Below are 26,059 nucleotides of genomic sequence, written 5' to 3'. Positions count from 1 at the left end.
GAGAATTCGGGTGCGCATGGCACTGACCCTCCCTCTGGCGGGAGGGTGATGTCAAGTAGGTGGGACGGGCGTCTCATTATGTGAGCCTCTACGCATGGCCATCGATCCCCCGGGGGAGCCGCCGGCCAGCGCTGGTTGGGCCGCCCCGCCCGGTACTGGGAACGTACCGCGCACCAGCGCGCGGCGCAGCCTGTACTCGTCGAGCGGGCCGGAAAAGGCCATTCCCTGACCGTGCGTGCACCCCATCGCGCGCAGGGCCATGACCTGCTCGGGGAGGTCGACCCCGTCGGCCACCGACCGCATGCCCAGGTCGTTTGCGATGCGCAAGAGTCCGGCAGTGATCTTGTGCAGGCGGGCCGACTCGACCACGCCCTCCACCAGGCCCCGGTCCAGCTTGAGCATGTCCACGGGAAGGCGGCGCAGGGCGCTGATGGCCGCGTAGCCGCTGCCGAAGCCGTCCAGGGAGATACCCACCCCGAGTCGGTGCAGGGCCGTCAGACGGCGCTCCAGGTCGTCGAAGGGCACCCTCGGGTCGGATACGGCGAGCTCCAGCACCAGGGCTCCGGAGGGCAGGCCGTGCCGGGTCAGCAGGGCCTCCACGGAGCGGAGCGGCATGGCGCGGTCCAGGAGCCGCTGGGCGGTCATCCGCACGGCCACCGGTACGGCGTGCCCGGCCCGGTGCCGGTCGGCGGCCTGCTCCACGGCCTCCTCCAGCAGCCAGCGGCCCAGCTCGGCGGTGCGCGAGGCGTCCGGGCCCGCCGTGCCGGAGCCGCCGGGTCCGCCCGCACCGCCCTCGCTGTACTCGGCGACGCGGAGGAACTCGGCCGGGGTGAAGAGGATCCCCTGGGCGGAGCGCCAGCGGGCCTGCGCGGCGACGGCCGCCACCTCGCCGGTGGCCAGCGAGACCACGGGCTGGTGCAGCAGCGCGAACTCCCCCTCGTGCAGTGCGGTCCGCAGCCGGCCGGCGAGCTCGGCCTTCCGTACGACCTCGGCCTGCATCTGGGGCGCGTACATCTCGACGCGGTCCTTGCCGCCCGCCTTGGCCCGGTACATCGCGAGATCCGCGTTGCGCATCAGGTCCGAAGGGGTGATGCCTGGGTCGGCGAAGGCCACGCCGATGCTGGCGGCCACCCGCACCTCGCTGCCGCCGATCCGGTACGACTGGGAGAGGGTGGTGCGCAGCCGGTCGGCGATCTCGCGCACCTGGTACTCGCGTGCGCTGCGGTCGCGGTTGCCGTCGCCCACGATCAGCGCGGCGAACTCGTCGCCGCCGAGGCGGGCCGCGGTGTCCCCGGCGCGGACGGAGTCCTGGAGCCTGCGCGCGGCCTCGATGAGCAGCTCGTCGCCGGCCTGGTGGCCGATGGTGTCGTTGACCGCTTTGAAGCCGTCGAGGTCGATGAAGAGCACGGCGGTGCTGTGGTCGCCCGCGCGCCGGCCGGTCAGGGCCTGGCGCACCCGCCGGGTGAAGAGGGCGCGGTTGGGCAGGTCGGTCAGCGGATCGTGCTCGGCGCTGTGCTGGAGCTGGGCCTGGAGGCGGACCCGCTCGGTGACGTCCCGGCTGTTGAGGATGAGCCCGCCCTGGTGGCGGTTGACGGTGGACTCCACGTTGAGCCATTCGCCGCCGCCCGACTTGAAGCGGCACTCGATGCGGGTGGTGGGCTCCTCGGTCGGCGGTGCGGCGAGGAAGCGGCGTACCTCGTGGACCACCCGGCCGAGGTCGTCCGGGTGGATGAGCGTGGCGAGCTCGGTGCCGACCAGCTCCTCGGCCTCGCGGCCGTAGACCCCGGCGGCGGCGGGGCTGACGTAGCGCAGGGTCCCGGTGGGTGCGGCGATCATGATGACGTCGCTGGAGCCCTGGACCAGGGAGCGGAAGTGGTTCTCCTTCTGGGCCAGTTCCTGGGTGAGCGCGATGTTGTCGAGGAGCATGATGCCCTGCCGGATGACGAGGGCGAGCACGACCGCGCAGCCGGTGAAGACGACCATCCGGTCGACCTTCCGGCCGTCCACGACGTTGTAGAGGATGCCGAGGGTGCACACGCCGGCCGCGAGGTACGGGGTGAGGGCGGGCAGCGAACCGGTGATCGGGCGGCTGTGCGGCCGGTCCCCGCGCGGGTGCCCGGCCGGCTCCGGGCCCGGGTGGATGCGCCGGGCGCCCCAGGGTGCGTACGCGAGCAGCAGCGAGCCGGCGAACCAGCCGGCGTCGAGCAGCTGTCCGGACTGGTACTCGGCGCTCAGCAGGGGCGAGGTGAACAGCGCGTCGCTGAGCACGGTCAGGGCCAGCGCCGCGATGGCGGTGTTGACGGCGGAGCGGTTGGTCTCGCTCCGGCGGAAGTGCAGGACCAGGACCATCGAGACGAGCGCGATGTCCAGGAGCGGGTAGGCGAGGGAGAGCGCGGCGCGCGGGACGCTGCCGGGGGCACCGGACTGGGCGGTCCGCGCCGCGTGGGCCAGGGCCAGGCTCCAGGACAGGGTGAGCAGGGAGCCGCCGATGAGCCAGGAGTCGAGCCCGAGGCAGACCCAGCCGGCGCGGGTGACCGGACGTTTGGCGAGGACGAGCAGGCCCACGATGGCAGGCGGGGCGAAGCAGAGGAAGGCGAAGTCGGCCACCGAGGGCTTCGGAACCGGCTCCCCGAGGATCACCTCGTACCAGCCCCAGACCGCGTTGCCGCCGGCGCCCATGAGGGAGGAGAAGGCGAAGAGCAGCCAGGCGGGGCGTTCACGGCTGTCGATGGCGCGCGCGTAGGTGTAGCAGGAGACGGCGGCGAGTAAGCCGGCCGCGCTCAGTCCGAAGTCACCCATGATCTCGGCGACTTCCTCCGAGCCCCAGTTGAGGGCGGCGCCTACGGCGTACCCGCCGCTGACCACCGCGAGGAGCAGCTGCATCGCCAGACCCCTGCCTCCGCCCGAGACGGACGGCCGGTTCAGGAGCGCCGCCCCCGGGGCACTCACCGGTCCCCCTCGCTGGCTGGTTCCGGTGCAGCCCAGTCTCGGCAGCGTCGCCTCCGGCGGCTGTGCCGCATCGGATCCTTCGTCCATTGGCCGTGCATCGCCCGTCGCCCCCCAAAGTGTCCGATCACTCCCCAGCGCCAGACGTTCGTGGCGCAGCCCCTTGTTCCGGACGATACACCACTTTCGTCACTCAGGGACATAGTCCCTCTACTCTCAGTTACCGGTTGAGGAGCTCTGCCCACGGTGCGCATCCGGGTGAATGCGGAGCGTGCGCATCACGGCTCACTCGGTGATCAGCACCGTGTGCTCCACGGGCTCTCCGGCGGCGAACCGGCCGAGCTGGCGGGCCAGCAGGCGCTTGGCGCGTGGCTCGAACGCCGTGCTGCTGCCGCCGACATGAGGCGTGATCAGGACATTCGGAGCATGCCAGAGCGGGTGGCCGGCGGGCAGCGGTTCCGGGTCGGTGACGTCGAGCGCCGCGCGCAGCCGGCCCGATTCGACCTCCGCGAGCAGGGACTTGGTGTCGACGACGGGGCCGCGGGACACGTTCACGAGCAGGGCGCCGTCCTTCATGCGGCTCAGGAAGTCGGCGCCGGCCAGGCCCCGGGTGGCGTCCGTCAGCGGCGTCACGAGGATCACCACGTCGGCCTGCGGCAGGAGGCCGGGCAGGTCGGCGAGGGCGTGCACGGGCCCGCGCCCGGTGGTCCGCGCCGTACGGGCCACGCGCGCGATCGGCCCGCATTCGAACGGCACGAGCCGGTCCTCGATGGCCGAGCCGATCGATCCGTAGCCGATGATCAGAACGGACTTGTCCGCGAGTGCGTCGTAGAAGCCGGAGCGCCACTCCTCGCGGTCCTGTCCGCGGACCATGCCGGGGATGCCGCGCAGGGAGGCGAGGGTCAGCGTCAGGGCGAGCTCGGCGGTGCTGGCCGTGTGGACCCCGGCGGCGTTGCACAGCCGGACACCGGGGCGCAGGTCGCCGAGGCGGCCCAGCACGTCGTCGATGCCGGCGGTCAGGGTCTGGACGACGCGGACGGCGGTCATCGCGGCGAGCGGCCGCACGGTGACCTCGGCGGGCTTCATGTAGGGGGCCACGTAGAAGACGCAGGCGGCCGGATCGGCCGGGTAGGCGTCCTCGCCGTCCCACCGGCGGTACCGGAAGGAGTCGGGAAGGCCGGCGACCTCCTCGGCGGGGAAGGGGAGCCAGACGTCCTGGGGCGTAGCAGTCATGATCACGAGGCTATGCCAAGCCGTCTTGATCAAGCCGTTAGTTTGGTGGCCGGAGCGTGAGGGGGACCGAGGGGTGGAGCGCAGGTCGATCGGGGCGGGGGCGCTGACCGTGGGCGCCGTCGGCCTGGGCTGTATGCCGATGAGCTGGGCGTACGCGCCTTCGCGGCGGCGGGGACAGGAGTCGCTTGCGGCCGTGCACGCGGCGCTGGACCTGGGGTCGAACCTGCTGGACACGGCCGACGTGTACGGGCCGTTCACCAACGAGCTGCTGCTGGGGCGGGTGCTGCGCGAGCGGCGCTCCGAGGCGTTCGTCTCGGCCAAGGTGGGGCTGCGGGCGGGTGACCAGCACGTGGTCGCCGACGGGCGGCCCGGCTATCTGCGGCGGGCCTGCGACGCCTCGCTGCGGCGGCTGCGGACCGATGTCATAGACCTCTACCAGCTGCACCGGGTGGATCCGGAGGTGCCCGTGGAGGAGACCTGGGGTGCCATGGCAGAGCTGGTGGGTGCGGGGAAGGTGCGCGCCCTCGGCTTCTGCGCGCTGGGCGCCGGGGCCGGGCCGGGGGCGGGGCGCAGCGGGGACCGGAAGTACCGGACGACGCTGCGGCACCTGGAGCGGCTGCAGCAGGTGTTCCCGGTGAGCGCGGTGCAGGCGGAGCTGTCGGTGTGGTCGCCGGAGGCGGCGTGGCAGCTCCTGCCGTGGTGCGCGGCGCGGGGTGTGGGCTTCCTTGCGGCGATGCCGCTGGGCAGCGGGTTCCTCACCGGGACGCTCACTCCGGGTGAGGGCTTCGAGCCGCAGGACGTGCGGGCCCGCCATCCGCGGTTCACGGCGGCGGCGATGGCCTCGAACCAGGTGCTGGTGGCGGGGCTGCGGCGGGTGGCGCGGCGGCACGGGGCGGAGGTCACGGCGGCGCAGGTGGCGCTGGCGTGGGTGCTGGCGCAGGGGCCGCACGTGGTGCCGGTGCCGGGGGCCGACCGGGCGCACTGGGCCGCGGAGAACGCGCGGGCGGCGGAGGTGCGGCTGTCGGCCGGGGACTTGGCCGAGATCGCGGCCCTGCCGGTCGAGGTGGGAGCCTGGGACTGAGCGACAACCACTCGATCGAGTGTACGAGTGGTGGAACTTCGGGAACTGCCGCCGCTGTTGAGACTGGTGAAGGGCACGATCGGAGGACCGGAAGGAGCAGGGTGATGCGATACGGAAGTTCTCCCGGGCACGTGGGGTCCGAGACGCAGGGCGTGCGGCACCGGAGCGTGCTGGCGGCGGCGGTTCTGGCGGGGTGCGGCGTTCTGCTGGCGGCGGGATGCGCACCGGCCGGCGCCCCCGGAGCGGGGGGTGGGAGCTCTCCACCGGGCAAGGCCGCGGCGGGCTCCGGGCCGGCGGGCCAGTCGGGGAGCGCGTCCGCCTCGCCGGAGGCGACCGGGCCGCCGGCCAAGGGCGCGGTGACGGTGACCGGCGAGGTCGCCAAGGGCCTGGAGTCGCCGTGGGGCGTGGCCGAGCTGCCGGGCGGGGACCTGCTGGTCGCCTCGCGGGACATGGGGACGATCAGCAGGGTCGCGGTGGGCTCGGGCACGGTGACGCGGATCGGCGAGGTGCCGGGGGTGGCCCCGGGCGGCGAGGGCGGGCTGCTGGGTCTCGCGCTGTCGCCCTCCTTCGCCTCGGACCGGCTGGTGTACGTGTACTTCACGACCGAGTCCGACAACCGCATCGCCCGGCTGCGGTACGACGAGCACAGATCCGCCGGCCAGCAACTGGGCGCGCCGGACACCGTGTTCCGGGGCATCCCCAAGGGCCTCGTGCACAACGGCGGCCGGATCGCCTTCGGCCCGGACAAGATGCTCTACGCGGGGACGGGCGAGACCGGCGAGAAGGCGCTCGCGCAGGACAAGAAGTCGCTGGGCGGCAAGATCCTGCGGATGACTCCGGACGGGGATCCGGTGCACGGCAACCCGGAGGCGGATTCGGTCGTCTACTCCTACGGTCACCGCAATGTGCAGGGCCTCGCCTGGGACAAGGACAAGAGGCTGTGGGCGGCCGAGTTCGGCCAGAACACCTGGGACGAGCTGAACCTGATCGAGCCCGGGGCGAATTACGGCTGGCCCGAGGCCGAGGGGAAGGCGGGCAGGCCCGGCTTCCGGGATCCGGTGGCCGTGTGGAAGACCGACGAGGCCTCGCCGAGCGGGATCGCCTGGGCGGAGGGTTCGGTGTGGATGGCCGCACTGAAGGGCAACCGGCTGTGGCGGATACCCCTGGCCGGGACGGAGCCGGTGGCGGAGCCCGAGGCCTTCCTGGAGGGGCGGTACGGCCGGCTGCGGACGGTGGTGGCTCTTGGCGGTGACCGGTTGCTGCTGGTGACGAGCGAGACGGACGGACGGGGGTCGCCGGAGGCGGGCGACGACAGGATCCTGACACTGACGGTGCGGTGACCAGCACGTCTCCGCACGGGGACCACAGGGACGGTGGGCGCGTTGTTCAACATGATCGAGGAGCTGTTCAACCCGGGACGCAAGCACACGAACGAGGAGAAGAAGCGGCTGGAGCTGTCCCGGACCGATGTGAATGACAACGATCCGGGACGGGGGCCGATAGACCTCGACTCCGGCAGAGTGCTCATACGCCCTGCCGAGCAGCCTCCGGACGGGGGCTGACCGGGCCGGGGCCGCCCTCTGCGGGGCCGCCGTGGACGGGCGGGGCGAAGAGCCGTAGCCGGTGGGCGAGGGCGGCGGCCTCGCCGCGGCCGGCGACGCCCAGCTTGGCCAGGATGTTGGAGACGTGCACGCTCGCCGTCTTCGGGGAGATGAAGAGTTCCTCGGCGATCTTGCGGTTGGTGCTGCCCGTCGCCACCAGGTGCAGGACGTCCCGCTCGCGGCTGGTCAGGCCGAGCGCCTCGACCGGGTCGCTCTGCGGGGCGGTCGGGGCCGCGGACGGGTCGGCGTCGCTCAGCGGGAGCCGGGCGCGCCGGGCGAGCAGCGCCAGGTCCTCGCGCAGCGGGCGTGAACCGATCTGTTCGGCGGTGGCGTAGGCCTCGCGGAGCAGGGTGGCCGCGGGTTCCCGGTCGCCGGCCGCCAGCAGGGCCTCGGCGAGCCGGTGGCGGGCACGGGCCAGCAGGTACGGGCGCTCCAGCGGGCGGACGGCCGCCTCGACGGCGGTCCAGTCCGCCGGGGTGTCCCGGGCCTCGGCCCGGAGCAGTTCGGCCCGGAGGTACTCGGCGTGGGCGGCCCACAGCGGGACCGGGGTGGCGAGGGTGTGCGCGGCGCCGCGCAGCACGCCCAGGGCGGCGTCCCGGTCGGCGTCGGCGGCCGGGAGCCCGCGGGCGTCCGCCTCGGCGGAGGCGGAGGCGAGCAGCAGCGGCCAGGCGTAGCGGTGCTGGCCGAGCGGGAACCCGTAGGCGACGGCGGCGGCGGTCTCGGCGCGCACGTCGGCGATCCGGCCCTCTCCCGCCGCGATCCCGATGGCGAGGCGGTACAGCGGTATCCGGTGCTGGGGCTGGGTGTCGTGGGTGCCGAAGTGGGCGTGGGCGGCGGCGAGCTGCTGGGCTGCCTCGGCCAACTCGCCACGGGCCAGGGCCAGGTGAGCCAGCCGTGCGGAGGCGGTACCGCGCGGGGCCGCACTCTGGCCGACGCGCAGGGTGCGCCGGGCCGCCTCGGCGGCCTCGTCCCAGCGGCCGAGGCTGTAGAGGCTCTCGGCCATGTTTCCGCAGACCCAGGCCTCACTGTCCATCAGCCGGGATTCCCGGACCAGTTCGGCCCCTTGTTCGGCCAGTTCCACGGCTTCGCGGGACCGGCCCATGCTTTCCAACTGAGAGGTGAGATTGACATGCGTACGCCCTGTCAGCCTGGTGAGTCCGAGCTTCGCGGCCCGTTCCCTGACCGCGTGCAGTTCGGCGAGGCCGCCGGCGCCGTCACCGGAGTCGGTGAGCAGGCAGCCGACCGTGATCCGGGCATTGAGCTCGGTGTCCTCGGCGCCCAGCATGCGCGCGTACTCGACGGCGCGTTCGGCGGCGGCGAGGTTGTCGGGGCCCGGCTTGTGGAGCATGCCCCAGCTCGCGGCCCGGACCAGGACCTCGGCGTGCACCTGGGACGGGGGCAGCCCCCGGACGAGTTCCTGCGCCTTGGCGATCTCCTCCCAGCCGTCGCCACGGCCGAGGCCGGCGACCAGCCGGGAGCGCTCGGTCCAGAACCAGGCGGCCCGCAGCGAGTCGCGCTCCTCCTCCAGCAGGCGCAGCGCCGTCTTCGTGATCTTCAGGGCGCGTTCGCGCTCGCCGCCGTAGCGTGCCGCGACGGTCGCCTCGGCCAGCAGGTCGATCCGCCGGAGCGGGGTGGCGGCGGAGTCGTCGCAGCCGCACGGCGGGTACACCTCGGTGTAGTCCGCCGGGCGCAGGGCCTCGCGGACCTCCTCCGGAGCGCTGTCCCACAGGTCCATGGCCCGCTCCAGCAGGCGCAGTTGCTCGGAGTAGGCGTGCCGGCGGCGGGCCGCAACGGAGGCGGCCAGTACGGCGGGCAGCGCCTTGGCGGGGTCGTTCGCCTGGTACCAGTAGCTGGCCAGCCGGATGACCCGCTCCCCCGAGCGGATCAGCGACTCGTCGGCCTCCATGGCCTCGGCGTAGCGGCGGTTGACGCGGGCCCGTTCACCGGGCAGCAGGTCGTCGCTGACGGCCTCGCGGACCAGCGAGTGCCGGAAGCGGTAGCCGTCGCCGTCGGGGGTGGCGAGCAGGATGTTGGCCCCGACCGCCGCCCTCAGCGCTTCGATCAGCTCGTCCTCGGTGAGCCCGGCGACGGCGCGCAGCAGCGGGTACTCCACGGTGGAGCCGCCCTCGGCGACGATCCGCACCAGTCGCTGGGTCTCCTCGGGCAGCACCTCGACGCGGACGAGGAGCAGGTCGCGCAGGGATTCGGTGAGGCCGGTACGGCAGCCGCTCTCCCGGGAGGCGACGAGTTCCTCGACGAAGAAGGCGTTGCCGTCGGACCGGTCGAAGACGGAGTCGACGAAGTCCTCGTCGGGCTGCGTGGCGAGGATGCCGGCGAGCTGGCGGCGCACCTCCGCCCGGTTGAAACGGGCCAGTTCGATGCGGTGGACGGTACGGAGCCGGTCGAGCTCGGCCAGGAGGGGGCGCAGCGGATGGCGGCGGTGGACGTCGTCCGCGCGGTAGGTGGCGACGACGACGAGCCGGCCGCTGCCGAGGGTGCGGAAGAGGTAGGAGAGCAGGTGACGGGTGGAGGTGTCCGCCCAGTGCAGGTCCTCCAGGACGAGGACGACGGTGCGGTCGGCGGCGAGCCGCTCCAGCATCCGGGCCGTCAGTTCGAAGAGCCGGGCGGTGCTCTCCTCGTCGTGCGGGCCGCGCGGGGTGTCGCCGAGTTCGGGGAGGATCCGGGCGAGTTCGTCCTCCTGGCCGGCGGTGGCGGCGGCCAGTTCGTCGGGGAGCAGGCGGTGCAGGGTGCGCAGGGCCGTCGAGAAGGGGGCGAAGGGAAGTCCCTCCGCCCCGATCTCCACACAGCCTCCGACGGCGACGACGGCGCCGCGGCGCTCGGCCTCGCAGACGAACTCCTCGGTGAGGCGGGTCTTTCCGACCCCGGCCTCTCCGCCGATGAGCATCGCCTGGGGCTCGCGGCCGGCGGCGCGGGTCAGTGCGTCGGTGAGTACGGCCAGTTCGTCGGCTCGGCCGACGAACACCGGGCTGACAGATCTGGTCTCCACGTCGCCGAGCATCGCACAGCCGTCCGGTGCGACGGCACTCGATATCGGTGCGCTTCTCATCACGTGTCGGTTCAGGCGGTGTGGGGCGCGTGGCCCGCGGTGCGGGCGAAGCGGCTCCGGAGTGCTCTCACCGACCCTCGCGGTTCGAGGTGGCGCAAGGAGGCGCGGCGCGCGCCGGCGTCCCGGACCGTGCGGTACGCGGCGGCCTCGCGGAGGAGGTCGGCGGTGCGGGCGGTGGCGGCGATCTCGTACTCGAACATCTCGTACTCCCTGGTGGCGTTTCTCGGGCACCTCGTTCGGTGTGATCCAAGATTCGCGTCCCAGGGGGTGCCGGCGCATCGGTCGCATGCCGCATCTGCCGGGGGCGGGGGGCCTTAGTCCGGGCCGGGATGTGCCCGGACCAGGCCGAGTTCGCCTAAGGCAGTACCTAGCCCGCCGCCTTCGGGATGGCGAGGAGGAGGTCGAAGTACATGAGGACGAAGAGGAGTACGCCGAGGGCGCCCAGGCCGATGCCCGCCCAGGAGACGGACCGCACCCAGGTGGGGAGGATGCGCTCGGGGGTGCTGAAGGCGGGGAGGGCCAGCACGAAGGTGGCGATGATCAGGGCGAGGGCGGAGAAGACGCCGTTCACCATCGCGGTGGTGTGCCACGGGTCGACGAACTGGGCGGCGATCTGCGCGTTGGCGTCGGCGGCCTGGCTCAGCTCCAGCCGGGCGGCGATGCTCGCGCGCTCGGACACGATGCCGGCGACCCAGCTGCCGCTGAGGGCGACGACGCCGAGCCCCGCGGCGACGATCGCGGAGGCAGCGGAACCGACGTGGCTCGGCTGCGCGGTCTGCGCCTCGTCCTCGTCCCCGTCCTCGGCGAAGGTCTCGTCCTCCGGGTCCGCGTCGGTGCGTACGGAGTCGGCTTCGGCCTCGGCCTCGGCGGGCTGGGCGGCCTCGGTCTTGTCGAGGTCGACCGGGGTGGCGTCCGCCTCGGTGGCGTTCGCGGCGGGGGTCTTCGTGGTGTCCATGCGGGGCACCGTAGGCGCCCTGTCTGAGAGTTTTCTGAGAATCCGCTGGTGGTGGCCACAATGGGCCCCGCGGTGGGCGGGGCCCGGACCGGCGGCCGGTCGATCCGGTCTAGGCGGAGCGGGCCGCGGACCACTCGTGGGCGAGGAGGGACCAGACCTCGGTGTCCTGGCGGACGCCGCGGTGCAGGTGGTTCTGCCGCATGACGCCTTCCCGGGTCATGCCGAGGCGCTCGGCCACGGCGAGGCTCTTCTTGTTGCCGGTGGCGGCGTGCCACTCGACGCGGTGCATGCCGCGCTCGCCGAAGGCGTAGTCGATCAGGACCTGGCAGGCCTTGGTCACCAGGCCCCGGCCGGCCGCGGCGGGCTCCAGCCAGCAGCCGATCTCGCAGTTGCCGCCGTCCGCGTCGAAGGCCGGGAAGAGGACCCCGCCCACGAGGGTGCCGTCGAGCCGGATGCCGAAGAACCGGGCGCCGTCCTCCCCCGCCTTCACCGCGTACTTGGCCAGGAAGGCCCTGGCGGAGTCGAGGTCGGGCGAGCGGTCGGGGAAGCCGACGTACTGGCCGATGAACTCCCGGCCGCGCTCGATGTGGGCGAAGAACTCCTCGGCGTGCCGGGCCTCAAGCGGGAACAGCTGGGCGTCGTCGGCGAGGTCTATCGAGAACATGCGCGGTCTTCCTTGGGTCTCGGACGGCGGGTGGCCGGATCACCGGGAGGTGGTGGCGGGCTCGGCGCCGTCCTCGCTCGTGGCGGGAACCGCGGCGGGCCGCTGTGCCGGAAGTTTCGCATGCGGGCGGCATTCGGGGGGCTCGATGCTGATCCTGGGCAGCCGCCGGTCGAGCCAGGCGGGCAGCCACCAGTTGGCTCCCCCGAGCATGTGCATGAGGGCCGGGACGAGGAGGGTGCGCAGCACGAAGGCGTCGAGGGCCACGGCCGCCGCGAGCGCGATGCCGAACATCGCGATGATCCGGTCGCCGCTGAGGACGAAGGCGAGGAAGACGGAGATCATGATCACGGCCGCCGAGTTGATGACCCGGCTGGTCTCGGCGAGGCCCACGCGCACGGCCCGCCGGTTGTCGCCGGTCTCCAGCCACTCCTCGTACATCCGGCTGACGAGGAAGACCTGGTAGTCCATGGACAGTCCGAAGAGGACGGACACCATGATCACGGGGAGGAAGGGTTCGATGGGTCCGGCGCTGCCGAGCCCCAGCAGTTCGCTCCCCCAGCCCCACTGGAAGATCGCGACCACGACGCCGAAGGAGGAGGCGACGGCGGCGACGTTCATGGCCGCCGCCTTCACCGGGATGCCGATGGACCGGAAGGCCAGCAGCAGGAGCACGCAGCCGAGGGCGATGACCACGCCGACGAAGAGCGGCAGCTTGCCGATGATGACCTCGGCGAAGTCGTCGTAGGCGGCGGTCACACCGCCGACGTGGACCTCCATGGAGTTGCCGTGCCCGGCGCGCGGGATGACGTCCTGGCGGAGGGTGTCGACGAGGTCGCTCGTGGCCCGGGACTGGGGGGCCGAGTCCGGTACGACGGTCAGGACGGCGGTGTCCCCGCTGCGGTTGAGGACGGCGGGGCCGGCGGAGGCGACGCCGTCCGTCCGACGGAGCGCGTCCGCGAGGTGGTCGACGGCGAGCCGGTCGCCGGCGCCGTCCAGCCGGGCGACGACGGTGAGCGGGCCGTTCGTGCCGGGCCCGAACCCGTCCGCCAGCAGGTCGTAGGCCCCCCGGGTGGTGGAGCCGGCCGGGTTGTTGCCCTGGTCGGAGGTGCCCAGGTGGAGCGAGAGGGTGGGCAGGGCCAGCACCAGCATGACCGCGGTGGCGAGGAGGCCGAGCAGTTTGGGGTGGCGTTCCACGAAGACGGACCAGCGGGCGGCGAAGCCGGAGGGCTGCGCGGGCCGCGGGCCCCCGGCGGCGAGCTTGCGGCGCTCGCGGCCCGAGAGGGCGCGCTTTCCGATGTACGAGAGGAGGGCGGGCAGCAAGGTGACCGAGGCGGCGACCGTCAGCACGACCGTCACGGAGGCCGCTATCGCGACGCCGTTGAGGAAGTTCAGCCGCAGCACGAGCATGCCGAGCAGGGCGATGCAGACGGTGGCGCCGGCGAAGACGACGGCCCGGCCGGTGGTGGCGACGGCGTTCTCGACGGCCTCGTCGACGGGGAGGCCGCGCGCGAGGCCCTTGCGGTGCCGGGTGACGATGAAGAGGGCGTAGTCGATGCCGACGCCGAGGCCGATGAGGGTGCCGAGCATCGGGGCGAAGTCGGCGACGGGCATCGCGTGCCCGAGGAGGGTGATGCCGAAATAGGCGGTGCCCACGCTGACCAGGGCGGTCGCTATCGGCAGCAGGCTCGCGGCGAGCGAGCCGAAGGCGAGGAAGAGGACCAGGGCCGCGACGGCCACGCCGATGACCTCGGCGAGGTGCGCGGTGGGCGCCTCGGTGAGCTGGATGGCGCGGCCGCCCAGTTCGACCTGGAGTCCGTCGGTCTCGGTGGCGGGGTTCTTCACCGCGTCGACGACGGCCCTGGCCTGGGCCTTGGGCACGGAGTCCGCGTGCTGGTCGAAGGTCACCACGGCATAGGCGGTGCGCCCGTCGGGGCTGATCCGTGCGGAGCTCTCGGGGCCGGGGCCGTAGGGTCCGGCGACGGAGCCGACGCCCGGGAGCGCGGCGACGGCGTTGAGGGCCCGGGTCATGCGCCGCTCGATGTCCGGGGTGCGCGCGCTCTGATGGTCCGGGGCCCGCCACACGATGGTGTCGGTGTCGCCGCCCTGGCCGTGGAAGCCCTCGCGGAGGAGGTCGTTCGCCTTGCCGGACTCGGTGCCGGGGACCTCGTAGTCGTTGGAGAACGCCGTTCCGGCGGTGCCTGCGGCCGCCGCGGTCCCGCCGAGTGCGAGGAGCCAGATCAGGACGGCGAGGAGGCGGTGGCGCATGCACCAGCGTGCGATTACTGCCAACGGACGTGCTCCCTGATGGTTCGGGTCTTCACCGGGAGGCGGCCCGTCGCAAAGAACGCATGAACTCGTGAAGACCGGGCCGGCGGACCGGGGGATCGCCCCGGGGAATTGGGCCCAGATGGTCTACATCTACAGGATCTCAGCGTTTAGTGATCGTTGGCCCGTTTCGTGTGCATCGTCACAGGAGGACAGGGAAGGCTCGTCCACCCGGTAGCCGGGGATCGAGGGCCAGCGGACGGTGAGGACCACGGCGTCCTCCTCGGCGTACCAGGAGTGGTCGACGCCGCGGCCCCAGAGCACGTAGTCCCCCTGCTCGGCGAGGACGACGGTCCGCCCCGGGAACTCCAGCCGGAAGCGCCCGCTGATCAGGACCAGCAGTGCGGTGCGCCGCTCGGCGGTCGCCCACCGCTCCCGTTCGTCGCCCTTCGGGTGGACCCCCCACTTGATCTCCACGTCCTCGCTGTGACGGGGATCGGCGGGATCCTTGAAGTGGCCCAGCAGCCAGCCGCGGTCGGCGGCGGCGTCGGGGGCTGCCTTGCCGGTGTAGATGGTGGAGTCGTCGTTCACGGGGTGAGGCTAATGCAGTTGTGGCGGGCGGCCCGACACTGGTGAGCTGGGACGATGACGATGAATCTTGACGAACTTCTGAAGTTGCGCACCCGCTACGACGCCGAGGTGCGCGAGGGGGCGCAGTCGGACAGCGCTCAGGCCCGGGTGGAGCGGGTGGGGCGGGTCGTACGGCAGAGCGTGCCCGGGCTCGGGTGGAACGGCGTGTTCTGGTCGGACCTCGACGAGGAGAGCGCGGATGCGGAGATCGCGGCGCAGGTGGCGTTCTTCGCGGGACGGGGATGTCCCGAGTTCGAGTGGAAGCTGTACGACTACGACGGGCCGGCCGATCTCGGGGAGCGGCTGCGGGCGGCCGGCTTCGTACCGGAGCCGCCGGAGACCCTGATGGTGGGCCGGGCGGCCGAGCTCGCCCGGCTGCCGGTGGAGCCGCCCGAGGGGATCACGCTGCGGGTGGTGACGGACGAGGCCGGGGTCGACCTGATGATGGAGGTCCACGCGGGGGCCTTCGGAATCGAGCGGCCGCGGATCAGGGAGCATCTGCTCGACCAGGTGCGCAACGAGCCGGAGAACATCGCCGCGGTGCTGGCGATGGCGGGCGACACCCCGGTGAGCGCGGCCCGGATGGAGATGCGGCCGGGGACGGCCTTCGCCGGCCTGTGGGGCGGCGGCACGGTCCCGCAGTGGCGCGGCCGCGGCATCTACCGCCTGCTGGTGGCCCACCGCGCCCGCATCGCGGCGGAGCGCGGCATCCCGTACCTCCAGGTGGACGCGTCGGACGACAGCCGTCCGATCCTGGAGCGGCTGGGCTTCGGGGTCCTGGGCGTGACGGTGCCGTACATGTGGACGGCCGCCGGCGCCGTCTGACCTTCGGCGGGGAGGTCCGGTCCGCCGCCGGCCGGGCCGCCCGCGTGCGGGCCTACGGACACTGCCTCCCCGACGGGGTTCCCCCGCCCGGGATCAACGGGCAGGATCGCCCGCATGGAACGCATCAGCCCGCCCCTGACCGGCAACGAGCGCGAGACCCTCCGGGCCTTTCTCGACTACCACCGGGCCACCCTCGCCTGGAAGTGCGAGGGCCTCACCGACGAGCAGTTGCGCCGCAGCTCGATGCCCCCGTCCACGCTGTCCCTGCTGGGGCTGGTCCGGCACATGGCCGAGGTCGAGCGGCACTGGTTCCGTCGCGTCCTGAACGGCGAGGAGCTCGCGCACCTGTGGTCGGACACCCACGACTTCCAGGCCGCCTACGACGCCTCCGGCTCCAGCCGCACCGAGGCCTTTGCCGCCTGGCGGGAGGAGATCGAGCACGCCCGCCGAATCGAGTCCGCCGCCGACTCCCTGGACGTGACGGCGTACGTGCCGAGCTGGGAGGAGGAGGCCTCGCTGCGCCTGGTCATGCTCCACCTCATCCACGAGTACGCCCGCCACAACGGCCACGCAGACTTCCTCCGCGAGGCGCTCGACGGCACCACCGGCGCGTAGGCCCTGGCCGGCGCGGTCCGGTGCGCCGGCTCAGCCACCCGTGCCCGGCCGCCAGTACCCGAGACCGTTCACCCGGTGCTTCGGCAGCGCGAGGTCCTTGCGCAGGTACGCCGTCAGGGCGCGCGTCGTCACCGTGTCGCAGGCCAGCCAGACGTACGCCGACTCCGGATCGCCCAGCAGCTCCGGGAGTTCGGCCCGGACCCGGTCGGCCAGCGCCGGGCCGCCCCGCGGTACGCGGCGGACGTCGCGCAGTTCCGCGTCCCCGCGGACCGGCAGTTCCGCGTCCGAGGCGTGCTGCGTCTCGAACCAGAGGGTCGCCGGGGTCTGCGGGTAGGCGTCCATCAGCGAGTTGACCGCCGGGAGGGAGGCCGGGTCGCCGATGACCAGCAGGCGCTCGGGGGCCGGCACGAGGCCGGTGAATCCGGTGCCCTGGACGGTGGCCTCGATCGTGTCGCCCGGCTTGGCGCCGCGCGCCCAGGCGCTGGCGACCCCGCCGTGCAGGGCGAACTCGAAGCAGAAGGTGCCCGCTTCGGGATCCGGGTCGACGAGCGTGTAGGCCCGCTGGTGCGGACGGCCCGCGCCCTCGAACCAGACCCGCACCCACATCGTCGGGTGCAGCGACTCGCCGGCGGCCGCCAGCAGCCCGCCGTCGGTGAAGTACACCCGGCGGTAGTGCTCCGTGACGTCCTCCGCCCCCGTGACCGTGAACGTGAAGTCCTTGCCCCGCATGAGCTTCAGGACCACGCCCTCCCAGCCCTTGCCGACAGCCATGTCCAGCCCCTCCCCTGCACCCCGTCTATAGTTAGGGCAGCCTAACCTAATGCACCCTGGGGAAGAGTGTGAGCAGCGTGAGCAGTGTGAGCAGCGAGAACGACTCGGAGGCCTCCGCATCGTACGAGGTCTTCCGCGACCCCTGGGGCGTCCCCCACCTCCGCGCCTCCGACGAGCTCCGACTCGCCTATGCGCAGGGCCGCGTCACCGCCTTCGACCGCGCCTGGCAGCTGGAGGTCGAGCGGCATCGCGCCCAGGGCTCCAGCGCCTCCTTCCTCGGCGCGGACTCCGTCGACTGGGACCGCTTCGCCCGCCAGTGCCGCCTCGCCGACACCGCCCGCCTCTGCCACGAGGTCCTGGAAGCCGACGACCCCGGCACCGCCGCCTGGGTCCGCGCGTACGTGGACGGCGTCAACGACGGGCTCGCCGCCGGCGCCGCCCGCGACGAGCGCTTCGCCCGCACCGGCCTCACCCCCGCCCCCTGGGAGCCGTGGGTCCCGCTCGCCGTCTGGACCGCCACCCACATCCTGTTCGCCGGTTTCCCCACCAAGCTGTGGCGCGAGCGCGTCGCCCGCGCCCTCGGCGACGAGGCGGTCACCCTCTTCGCCACCGACGGCCCCGGCACCGCCGGCAGCAACGGCTGGCTGGTGCCGGGCGACCGCACCGCCTCCGGCTCGGCGATCATCGCGGGCGACCCGCACCGGTTCATCGAGGACCCGGGCGTCTATCAGCAGATACGTCTCTCCTGCCCGGACTACGACGTCCTCGGCCTCGCCGTCCCCGGCGTCCCCGGCCTCGGCCACTTCGGCCACACCGGCACCGCCGCCTGGGCGATCACCAACGCGATGTCCGACTACCAGGACCTGTACATCGAGCAGTTGCGCCGCAGCGCCGACGACGTCGTCGAGGCTCTGGGCGCGGACGGCGCCTGGGAGCCCGTCGCCCGCCACACCGAGACCATCACCGTGGCCGGCGGCGAGGACGTCGAGGTGGAGGTCCTGGAGACCGCCCGCGGCCCCGTGATCATCCACGCGGACGGGGACACCGGGGCCGACGCGCACGCAGCGGCCCACGCCGACGGCAGCGCACAGACCCTCTCCCTCCGCTACCCGCCCCGGGTCCGCCGGGACCTCGGCTTCGCCGCCCTCCCCGCCCTCCTGCGCGCCCGCACCGTCGCCGACATCGACCGGGCCTTCGACGGCTGGGCCGAGCCGGTCAACGTCGTCCACGCCGCCGACACCGAGGGCGGCCTGCTGCACCGCGTCGCGGGCGCCGTGCCGCTGCGCCACAGCGCCAATCGGCTGCGCCCCGTGCCCGCCTGGGACTCGCGGCACGCCTGGCAGGACTGGGCCCCGACCCCCGCCGAGCCCGTGCAGGGCTTCGCCGTGATGGCCAACGCGCGCGGGATCGCCTCCCCGCTCGGCGTGGAGTTCGCGCCCCCGCACCGCGCCAACCGCATCCGCGAGCTGCTCGGCGGCTCCGCGGACTGGTCCCCGAAGGCGATGGCCGACGTACACCGGGACACGTACCTGGCCTCGGCCGAGCCCCTGCTCGCCCTGCTGCCCGCCTTCGAGGACCTGACCCCGGCGGCGCGGGCCCTGCGCACCCGACTGCTGGTCTGGGACCGGCACATGGCGGCCGACAGCACCGACGCCACCGTCTTCTCGGCCTTCCGCAGCGCGACCGTACGCCGCTTCGCCGCCGACCCGGTCTTCGAGGGGCTGTGGGGCGCGCCCGCCGGGCCGGCCGTCTTCCACCCGTGGCTGTACCTGGTCCCGAAGATCGGCTACGCCCTCGAAGGCCTGCTCACCACCTCCCTCGTCCCCGGCCTCGACCGTGCGGCGCACGTCCGGGCCGCCCTGGAGGAGACGGCCGCGGCCGACACCCCCGACACCCCCTGGTCGCAGGTGCACCGCCTGACCCCCTGGCAGGCCGTGCCCGACCCGGAGGCCACGGAGTGGCCCGGTCTCGGCGGCGACCACGACTGCGTGAACGCCACCTCCACCGTCCCCGGTTTCACCGACCTCACCGCCCGCGCGTCGGCGGCCCGCTACGTCTGGGACCTCGCCCGCCGCGAGGACAGCCTCTGGGTGGTCCCGCTGGGCGCGGACGGCGTCACCGGCGCACCCCACCACCGCGACCAGCTCCCCCTGTGGGCCGCTTGCGAACTCGTCCCCGTCGTCACCGACTGGACCCGTCTCACCAAGGAATCGATATGACCTCCGCCCCCTCCGTCAGACAGCCCGTGCACACCCGGCTCGTCGAGGGCTTCGGCACCGTCGCCATCACGCCCGTCGACCCGGCCGCCGACTCCGCGCTGATCCACAGCTGGGTCACGCAGGAGCGCGCCCGCTTCTGGGGCATGGGCGAGGCCAGCCGCGAACTGGTCCAGGAGATCTACGAGGACGTCGACCGCCGCACCACCCACCACGCCTTCATGGTCAGCCGCGACGGCGAGCGGGTCGCGCTGTTCCAGACGTACGACTGCGCCGAGGACCGCGTCAGCGAGTGCTACGAGGTCCAGCCCGGGGACGTCGGCGTGCACCTGCTGATCGGCCCGACCGAGGGTGCGGCCGAGCGCGGCTTCACCGGGGCCCTGATGGCCGCCTTCATCGCGTTCGTGTTCTCCGACGACGCCGCACGGCGCGTGGTCGTCGAACCGGACGCCCGCAACACGAAGGCGATCGCCCGCCTGGAGCGCACCGGCTTCGTGCTCGGACCGGAGGTCGTCCTCCCGGAGATCGACCTGCCCGAGGTCTACCTCCCGGCGAAGCCGGCCCGGCTGGCGTTCTTCGACGCGCCGGCAGGCCGCTGACCGGTTCGCCCACCCGGCCGGGCGTCCGTCGAACGGAACCTGCCCGAAAGGCAGTTCCGCTCACCGGACGCCCGGCCGCGCTTCTCACGGGGATTTCCGATTCCGATTGACCCCGCAGGTATCCCCCGGGAAGCTGATGCCCTCTCAAACTGCGTTGAGGTGGGCGACATTGACCAGTCAGAACCTGCACATCGGACCCGACTCGGCAGCGGACCGGTATCGTCTGCTCCGGTCCATCGGGCGCGGTGGGGAGGCCGTGCTCTATCTCGCGGAGATCGAGCTCGCGGGCGGATCCGAGCCCGTGGTCGTCAAGGTGCTCGACTCCAAGACGACCATCACGCCCGACATCTTCGACCGCATCAGCCAGAAGTGGAACGAGCAGGCCGAACTGCTGCGCTTCGTCCACCGGCCCGGCGTCGTGGGCGTACGCGAGCACTTCGAGGGTCCGCCGATCCACCGGCCCGGTGAGTCCTCGACCCTGACGGGTCGGGCGCTCGTCCTCGTGATGAACCACGTCGACGGCCTGGACCTGCGGGACTGGCGGGCCGAGCGGACGCTCGCCACCGCCGCCGAGCGGCGCGAGGTGATGCGGACCCTGGAGCAGCTGGCCGACGTACTGGACTGGCTGCACTCGGGGAAGGCCACGCCGTCCGGACGGCAGGTCGTCCACGGCGACCTCTCCCCCGGCAACGTGATGGTCGACGCCCACGGGCAGGCCACGCTCGTGGACTTCGGTCTCAGCAAGCTGACCGCCGACCACCAGACGGCGGAGGTCTGGTTCACCCCGGGCTACGCGGCGCCCGAGGTCTTCGACGGCAAGCGGACCCCGGGCACGGACCGGTACGCCTTCGGGGCGATCGCCTACTTCCTGCTGAGCGGGCAGTCACCGCCCGCGACCCCGGAGCAGCTGGCGCACGCGCTGACGGCGCTGCCGCAGATCGCCGTGCTGGACGCCGAGCAGCGGGCGCGGATCGCCTCGATCTACGCGGCCGACCCGGGGGAGCGGCCGGTGAACCTGGCCGGCTGGATGAAGGACGTCCGCCACGCGGTGGTCTCCACGACCACCTCCACCTCGCAGCGGGCCGTCCAGGGGACCCCGCCGCGCCCAGCCGCCCCACCGCAGCCCGTGGCCCCGCCGCAGCCCGCGAGCCCGCCGCCGGTGGTGGCGGCGCCCGCCCACACGCCGATCGCGCACGCGGTTCCGGCGGCGCCCCAGGAGCCCGCCCCGGAGACGGTGCCGGATCCGGCGCCGACGGCCGCGGCGGAGCCGGTCCCGTCGGCCGTGCCCGCCGGGTACGGGCCGACGTACAACCTGAACCCGGCACCGGCCCCGGCCCCGGCCCCGGAGCCCGTGCGCCCGAAGAAGCGGCGGACCGGCCTGGTCCTGGGCTCGGTGGCCACGGTGCTGGTACTGGCCGCCCTCGCGGTGGCCGGCGTACAGCTGCTGGGCGACAAGGACAAGGACCGGGAGACGGGGCAGGCCTCGGGCGCGGACGGACCGGTGGCCTCCGCCTCCAGCCGGCAGCCGTCCTCCCCGGACGCGACGCCGACGCCGACCGCCGGCAGCCCGTCGGCCCCGGCCGACACCCTGGTGGAGCCCACCGCCACCGCGTCGAAGCCCGCGAACGGCACCGCGCCCGGCGTCAACGCGGCCGATCTGACCGTCATGAATCCCGTGAACGGCCTGGGCGAGTTCGCGGTCGGGGCGGCGAAGATCAACACCAAGCAGTACGGCGCGGCGTTCATCGCCGACCTGGGCTGCAACGGCGACGCGATCGCGGAGTTCGACCTCAACCGCGAGTGGAAGTTCCTGGACTTCACGGCCGGGATCGACGACGGTTCCACCAACGAGAAGGGGCGCGTCAGCATCTCGCTCGACGGCCAGCCGGCCGCCTTCTCCGAACTCGTGGCGCTCGGCAAGCCGATCACCAAGAGGGTGGAGGTGAACGGCGCCCTGCGGCTGCGCATCAAGGTGGACGCCGGCTGCGACATGGGCAAGGTGGTCATCGCCGCCCCGCAGCTGACGCGCTGACGAAGCGGCGGCCTCCCGGTGGGCTCCCACGGGAGCCTGCCCGGAGTCCCGCGCGGTCAGAAGGACCGGGCAGGATGTCGGTCATGACGGACGGACGGCCCGATCCGGTCTCAGCCCACGCCGAGGTCGGCGCGCATGGCCTCCCGCATCACCCGGAGCGGGTCCCAGATCTCCTGCTGGGCCTCCACCGCCGTCTCCATCGATTCTCCCGGGGCCGGCGTGCCCCGCTCCAGGCGTTTCACCTGCCCGTAGACCGCGGTCAGGGCGTGGTGGACCAGCGTCGCCGGCGCGAGGACCGGATCGGGGGCGACCATCTGCGCCTCCGAGTAGCGGTCCCGGAAGGCGTCCTTCGCGGCGTCGAGCGCGGCCCGGTCCGCGGCGTCGACCGTGCGTTCCCGCAGGGTGTGCAGATGCTGGTTGAGTGCGGTGGTGAACTGCCGGGCGTCCCGGTTGAGGTTCGCGTAGCACGTGCGCCGCAGCGCCCGGTTCTCGCGCAGCTCGTCGTGGGCGCGCACGAGTTCGATCTCGCGGCGCTTCGCGCGCTCCGCACCCCGCTGCGTGAGCAGCGCGCCGCCCAGCGTTCCCGCGACACCCGCCACCGCGATGACCATCGCACCGATCTCCACCGGTCCACCCCCGAGCCCCGACGTCCGACGACCGCGCGCCCCTCGCGCGCGATCACCCCGGACCCAGTCTGCACGCACGGCGGCCCCGCACCAGAGGTTCCGGTGCGGGGCCGCCGTGCGTGCGGAAGAGTTACTCGGAGACGCCCAGGCGCTCCAGGATGAGCTCCTTGACGCGTGCCGCGTCGGCCTGGCCGCGGGTGGTCTTCATGACCGCGCCGACCAGGGCGCCGACGGCGGCGACCTTGCCGCCGCGGATCTTGTCCGCGATGGCCGCGTTGCCCGCGATGGCCTCGTCCACGGCCGCGCCGAGCGCGCCCTCGTCCGAGACGACCTTCAGGCCGCGCTTCTCGACGACCTCGTCCGGGGTGCCCTCGCCGGCGAGGACGCCTTCGAGGACCTTGCGGGCCAGCTTGTCGTTGAGCGAACCGGCGGCGACCAGGGCCGCGACCCGGGCCACCTGGACCGGGGTGATCGGCAGCTCGTCGACCACGACGCCCTGCTCGTTGGCGTTGCGGGCCAGCTCGCCCATCCACCACTTGCGCGCGGCGGCCGAGTCGGCACCCGCCGCGATCGTGGCGACGATGGAGTCCACGGCGCCCGCGTTGAGGATCGACTGCATGTCGTGCTCGCTGACGCCCCAATCCTCGCGGAGCCGGTTGCGGCGCACGCGCGGCATCTCGGGCAGCGCTGCGCGCAGCTCCTCGACCCACGCGCGGGCCGGGGCCACGGGCACCAGGTCGGGCTCCGGGAAGTACCGGTAGTCCTCGGCGTTGTCCTTGATGCGGCCGGCCGTGGTGGAGCCGTCCTCCTCGTGGAAGTGCCGGGTCTCCTGCACGATCGAGCCGCCGGAGGTCAGCACGGCCGCGTGGCGCTGGATCTCGAAGCGCGCGGCACGCTCGACGGAGCGCAGCGAGTTGACGTTCTTCGTCTCGCTGCGGGTGCCGAACTCTGACTCGGGGGTCGGGCGCAGCGACAGGTTCACGTCGCAGCGCATCTGGCCCTTGTCCATGCGGGCCTCGGAGACGCCGAGCGCCTTGATGACCTCGCGCAGCTCGGCGACGTACGCCTTGGCGACCTCGGGGGCGCGCTCGCCGGCGCCCTCGATCGGCTTGGTGACGATCTCGATGAGCGGGATGCCGGCGCGGTTGTAGTCCAGCAGGGAGTGGGACGCGCCGTGGATACGGCCGGTGGCGCCGCCGACGTGCAGCGACTTGCCGGTGTCCTCCTCCATGTGGGCGCGCTCGATCTCCACGCGGAAGATCTCGCCGTCCTCCAGCTGTACGTCGAGGAAGCCGTTGAAGGCGATCGGCTCGTCGTACTGGGAGGTCTGGAAGTTCTTCGGCATGTCCGGATAGAAGTAGTTCTTCCGGGCGAAGCGGCACCACTCGGCGATCTCGCAGTTCAGCGCGAGACCGATCTTGATGGCGGACTCGACGCCGATCGCGTTGACGACCGGCAGGGAGCCGGGCAGACCGAGGCAGGTGGGGCAGGTCTGCGAGTTGGGCTCGGCACCCAGCTCGGTGGAACAGCCGCAGAACATCTTGGTCTTGGTGCCGAGCTCGACATGGACCTCAAGGCCCATGACGGGGTCGAACGAGGCGAGAGCGTCCTCGTACGACATCAGTTCGGTGTAGGTGCTCACGGTGAAACTTTTCCCTCTCAGCCCAGCAGGACGTCGTCGTCGCCCAGGCGCTTCAGCTCGCGGTACAGGATCGCGAGGCCGGTGACGATGGCGGCGGCGGACACGGCGGCGTCGACCAGCTTCAGCATGTCGTTCTCGCTGCGGGCCTTCCTGACCTGCTTGATCACGCTGATCGCGCCGAAGGCTGTGGTGCCGATCGACAGGTAGGTGCCGGTCTTGGACTTCTTGAAGCCCTTGGCCTTGGACAGTGCACTGGTGCTCACAGCGACGGTGCCTCCTCAAGCAGCGGGTGACCCCAACGCGCGACGAAGGCGGCCTCGACGGCCGCACCGACCTTGTAGAGCCGGTCGTCCTTCATCGCCGGGGCGATGATCTGCAGCCCGACCGGCAGGCCGTCCTCCGGGGCCAGGCCGCAGGGGAGCGACATGGCGGAGTTGCCGGCCAGGTTGGTCGGGATGGTGCACAGGTCCGCGAGGTACATCGCCAGCGGGTCGTCGGTGCGCTCACCGATCGGGAAGGCGGTGGTCGGGGTCGTCGGGGAGACGATCACGTCGACCTGCTCGAAGGACTTCTCGAAGTCCTTGGTGATGAGCGTGCGGACCTTCTGGGCGGAGCCGTAGTACGCGTCGTAGTAGCCGGAGCTGAGCGCGTACGTGCCGAGGATGATGCGGCGCTTGACCTCGTCGCCGAAGCCGGCTTCGCGGGTCAGGGCGGTGACGTCCTCGGCGGACTTGGTGCCGTCGTCGCCGACGCGCAGGCCGTAGCGCATGGCGTCGAAGCGGGCCAGGTTCGAGGAGCACTCGGACGGCGCGATCAGGTAGTACGCGGCCATCGCGAGGTCGAAGGACGGGCAGTCCAGCTCGACGATCTCGGCGCCGAGCTCCTTGAGGAGCTCCACCGACTCGTTGAAGCGCTGGACGACGCCGGCCTGGTAGCCCTCGCCGGCGAACTGCTTGACCACGCCGACGCGCATGCCGGCGACCGAGCCGTTGCGGGCGGCCTCGACGACCGGCGGGACCGGGGCGTCGATGGAGGTGGAGTCCATCGGGTCGTGGCCCGCGATGACCTCGTGCAGGAGCGCCGCGTCCAGGACCGTACGGGCGCAGGGGCCGCCCTGGTCGAGGGAGGAGGAGAAGGCGACCATGCCGTAGCGGGAGACGCCGCCGTACGTGGGCTTCACGCCGACCGTGCCGGTGACGGCGGCGGGCTGGCGGATGGAGCCGCCGGTGTCCGTGCCGATGGCCAGCGGGGCCTGGAAGGCGGCGAGGGCCGCCGCGGAGCCGCCGCCGGAGCCGCCCGGGATCCGGGTGAGGTCCCAGGGGTTGCCGGTGGGACCGTAGGCGCTGTTCTCGGTGGAGGACCCCATGGCGAACTCGTCCATGTTGGTCTTGCCGAGGATGACGACGTCGGCTTCCTTCAGCTTGCGCGTCAGGGTGGCGTCGTACGGCGGGATCCAGCCTTCGAGGATCTTCGAACCGACGGTGGTCGGGACCCCGACGGTGGTGAAGATGTCCTTGAGGGCGAGCGGAACGCCGGCCAGCGGGCCGAGCTTCTCGCCGCGCTCGCGCTTGGCGTCGACGGCGCGGGCCTGCGCGAGGGCGCCCTCGCGGTCCACGTGCAGGAAGGCGTGGACCTTCTCGTCGGTGGCGTCGATGCGGGCCAGGTGGGCCTCGGTCACCTCGACGGCCGTGAGCTCGCCGGAGGCGATCTTCTCGGCGGTCTCGGCGGCCGTGAGCTTGATGATGTCGACCATGGCTGTTAGTCCTCCCCCAGGATCTGCGGCACCTTGAAACGCTGCTGCTCCTGGGCGGGAGCACCGGAGAGCGCCTGCTCGGGGGTGAGCGACGGACGGACCTCGTCCGCGCGCATGACGTTCGTCAGCGGCAGCGGGTGGGAGGTCGGCGGGACGTCTTGGTCGGCGACCTCGGAAACGCGGGCGACCGCGCCGATGATGTCGCCGAGCTGTCCGGCGAAGTGATCCAGCTCGTTGCTGGACAGCTCAAGGCGCGCCAGCCGAGCGAGGTGGACGACCTCCTCGCGCGTAATGCCAGGCATGCAGCGATCCTCTGGGGGTGGGTGGATGTTTGGGTTTCGGACCCAATCCTATGGGGCCGGGCGCCCGGCCTGCGAAACGGTTTGGCCCGATGCCTGAACGGGGCCGCCGCGGGTTCGCCGCGCGGGCCGCTGCCCGAGCCGCTGCGCGGAGCCTCGCGGGCGCCGCCCGGACCCGTGCCTCGATCGCCGGCGCGGCTCAAAGACCGGGCTCCGCCCCGCACCCGGCTCCTCAAACG

22 protein-coding genes are annotated in these 26,059 nt (G+C 72.8%); 8 read left to right on the top strand and 14 right to left on the bottom strand.

Annotation, left to right across the window (positions count from 1 at the left end; genetic code table 11):
• Window positions 1-51: 51 nt before the first annotated feature.
• Window positions 52-2,949: an EAL domain-containing protein gene (locus IF88_RS0107080; RefSeq protein WP_030708389.1), complete on the bottom strand. Its 2,898-nt coding sequence runs from the start codon at window positions 2,947-2,949 to the stop codon at window positions 52-54.
• Window positions 2,950-3,231: 282 nt separating this feature from the next.
• A complete protein-coding gene (locus IF88_RS0107075; RefSeq protein WP_030708387.1) occupies window positions 3,232-4,179 on the bottom strand; it encodes a 2-hydroxyacid dehydrogenase in 948 nt (315 codons plus the stop codon).
• A gap of 73 nt (window positions 4,180-4,252) precedes the next feature.
• Between IF88_RS0107075 and IF88_RS0107070 the strand changes: the two genes are divergently transcribed.
• The 3 genes from IF88_RS0107070 (at window position 4,253) to IF88_RS0107060 (ending at window position 6,822) form a co-directional block, all read left to right on the top strand.
• Complete coding sequence (locus IF88_RS0107070; RefSeq protein ID WP_030708385.1) at window positions 4,253-5,260, top strand: aldo/keto reductase; 1,008 nt, start codon at window positions 4,253-4,255, stop codon at window positions 5,258-5,260.
• 104 nt (window positions 5,261-5,364) lie between these two features.
• Window positions 5,365-6,600, top strand: a complete 1,236-nt coding sequence (locus IF88_RS0107065) for a PQQ-dependent sugar dehydrogenase (protein WP_078892749.1) — start codon at window positions 5,365-5,367, stop codon at window positions 6,598-6,600.
• Window positions 6,601-6,633: 33 nt separating this feature from the next.
• Window positions 6,634-6,822, top strand: a complete 189-nt coding sequence (locus IF88_RS0107060; RefSeq protein ID WP_158754304.1) for a DUF6191 domain-containing protein — start codon at window positions 6,634-6,636, stop codon at window positions 6,820-6,822.
• Here the strand turns inward: IF88_RS0107060 and IF88_RS0107055 are convergent.
• The 6 genes from IF88_RS0107055 to IF88_RS0107030 all read right to left on the bottom strand — a co-directional run bounded on the left by IF88_RS0107055 (window position 6,785) and on the right by IF88_RS0107030 (window position 14,403).
• Window positions 6,785-9,880, bottom strand: coding sequence for a helix-turn-helix transcriptional regulator (locus IF88_RS0107055; protein WP_051836552.1), 3,096 nt, complete (start codon window positions 9,878-9,880; stop codon window positions 6,785-6,787). The two genes, IF88_RS0107060 and IF88_RS0107055, sit on opposite strands and share 38 nt — an antisense overlap.
• Before the next feature lie 59 nt (window positions 9,881-9,939).
• Window positions 9,940-10,128, bottom strand: a complete 189-nt coding sequence (locus tag IF88_RS0107050) for a hypothetical protein (RefSeq protein ID WP_030708377.1) — start codon at window positions 10,126-10,128, stop codon at window positions 9,940-9,942.
• Between the two features lie 167 nt (window positions 10,129-10,295).
• Complete coding sequence (locus IF88_RS0107045) at window positions 10,296-10,883, bottom strand: hypothetical protein (RefSeq protein ID WP_030708375.1); 588 nt, start codon at window positions 10,881-10,883, stop codon at window positions 10,296-10,298.
• Window positions 10,884-10,992: 109 nt separating this feature from the next.
• Complete coding sequence (locus tag IF88_RS0107040; protein ID WP_030708373.1) at window positions 10,993-11,547, bottom strand: GNAT family N-acetyltransferase; 555 nt, start codon at window positions 11,545-11,547, stop codon at window positions 10,993-10,995.
• Between the two features lie 39 nt (window positions 11,548-11,586).
• A complete protein-coding gene (locus IF88_RS0107035) occupies window positions 11,587-13,836 on the bottom strand; it encodes an MMPL family transporter (protein ID WP_030708371.1) in 2,250 nt (749 codons plus the stop codon).
• Between the two features lie 129 nt (window positions 13,837-13,965).
• Window positions 13,966-14,403: a signal peptidase I gene (locus IF88_RS0107030; RefSeq protein WP_234323454.1), complete on the bottom strand. Its 438-nt coding sequence runs from the start codon at window positions 14,401-14,403 to the stop codon at window positions 13,966-13,968.
• A 60-nt stretch (window positions 14,404-14,463) separates the two neighbouring features.
• Here IF88_RS0107030 and IF88_RS0107025 point away from each other — a divergent pair, with 60 nt between their 5' ends.
• Together IF88_RS0107025 and IF88_RS0107020 are read left to right on the top strand one after the other, a co-directional pair.
• Window positions 14,464-15,267 carry a GNAT family N-acetyltransferase gene (locus IF88_RS0107025; protein WP_030708369.1) on the top strand — a complete coding sequence of 268 codons (804 nt, stop codon included), beginning with the start codon at window positions 14,464-14,466 and terminating at the stop codon, window positions 15,265-15,267.
• 114 nt (window positions 15,268-15,381) lie between these two features.
• A complete protein-coding gene (locus IF88_RS0107020) occupies window positions 15,382-15,882 on the top strand; it encodes a DinB family protein (protein ID WP_030708368.1) in 501 nt (166 codons plus the stop codon).
• A gap of 30 nt (window positions 15,883-15,912) precedes the next feature.
• Here the strand turns inward: IF88_RS0107020 and IF88_RS0107015 are convergent, their stop codons facing one another.
• Entirely contained in the window at window positions 15,913-16,653 is a 741-nt protein-coding gene (locus tag IF88_RS0107015) for a siderophore-interacting protein (RefSeq protein ID WP_030708367.1), read from the bottom strand.
• A gap of 77 nt (window positions 16,654-16,730) precedes the next feature.
• On the opposite strand from IF88_RS0107015, the gene IF88_RS0107010 reads away from it, so the two are divergent.
• The 3 genes from IF88_RS0107010 (at window position 16,731) to IF88_RS0107000 (ending at window position 21,500) form a co-directional block, all read left to right on the top strand.
• On the top strand, window positions 16,731-18,872 hold the full coding sequence (locus tag IF88_RS0107010) for a penicillin acylase family protein (protein ID WP_234323453.1): 2,142 nt from the start codon (window positions 16,731-16,733) through the stop codon (window positions 18,870-18,872).
• On the top strand, window positions 18,869-19,468 hold the full coding sequence (locus tag IF88_RS0107005; protein WP_030708363.1) for a GNAT family N-acetyltransferase: 600 nt from the start codon (window positions 18,869-18,871) through the stop codon (window positions 19,466-19,468). Before IF88_RS0107010 ends, IF88_RS0107005 begins: the two co-directional genes overlap by 4 nt.
• 169 nt (window positions 19,469-19,637) lie before the next feature.
• The gene (locus IF88_RS0107000; protein WP_051836550.1) at window positions 19,638-21,500 is read left to right on the top strand and encodes a protein kinase domain-containing protein; all 1,863 of its coding nucleotides are present in this window, start codon (window positions 19,638-19,640) and stop codon (window positions 21,498-21,500) included.
• 110 nt (window positions 21,501-21,610) lie between these two features.
• Here IF88_RS0107000 and IF88_RS0106995 read toward each other — a convergent pair whose 3' ends face one another.
• The 5 genes from IF88_RS0106995 to gatC form a co-directional block, all read right to left on the bottom strand.
• On the bottom strand, window positions 21,611-22,126 hold the full coding sequence (locus IF88_RS0106995) for a hypothetical protein (RefSeq protein WP_037805542.1): 516 nt from the start codon (window positions 22,124-22,126) through the stop codon (window positions 21,611-21,613).
• A 130-nt stretch (window positions 22,127-22,256) separates the two neighbouring features.
• Window positions 22,257-23,747, bottom strand: coding sequence for an Asp-tRNA(Asn)/Glu-tRNA(Gln) amidotransferase subunit GatB (gene gatB / locus IF88_RS0106990; protein ID WP_030708357.1), 1,491 nt, complete (start codon window positions 23,745-23,747; stop codon window positions 22,257-22,259).
• A gap of 38 nt (window positions 23,748-23,785) precedes the next feature.
• Window positions 23,786-24,031 carry a hypothetical protein gene (locus IF88_RS0106985; RefSeq protein WP_030708351.1) on the bottom strand — a complete coding sequence of 82 codons (246 nt, stop codon included), beginning with the start codon at window positions 24,029-24,031 and terminating at the stop codon, window positions 23,786-23,788.
• A complete protein-coding gene (gene gatA, locus IF88_RS0106980; RefSeq protein ID WP_030708349.1) occupies window positions 24,028-25,521 on the bottom strand; it encodes an Asp-tRNA(Asn)/Glu-tRNA(Gln) amidotransferase subunit GatA in 1,494 nt (497 codons plus the stop codon). Before gatA ends, IF88_RS0106985 begins: the two co-directional genes overlap by 4 nt.
• Window positions 25,522-25,526: 5 nt before the next feature.
• Window positions 25,527-25,823: an Asp-tRNA(Asn)/Glu-tRNA(Gln) amidotransferase subunit GatC gene (gene gatC / locus IF88_RS0106975; protein ID WP_030010586.1), complete on the bottom strand. Its 297-nt coding sequence runs from the start codon at window positions 25,821-25,823 to the stop codon at window positions 25,527-25,529.
• Window positions 25,824-26,059: the final 236 nt, after the last annotated feature.

Source organism: Streptomyces sp. NRRL F-2580, from assembly GCF_000720115.1.
GTDB lineage: Bacteria > Actinomycetota > Actinomycetes > Streptomycetales > Streptomycetaceae > Streptomyces.
This window is presented reverse-complemented; position numbering and strand designations above follow the sequence as displayed.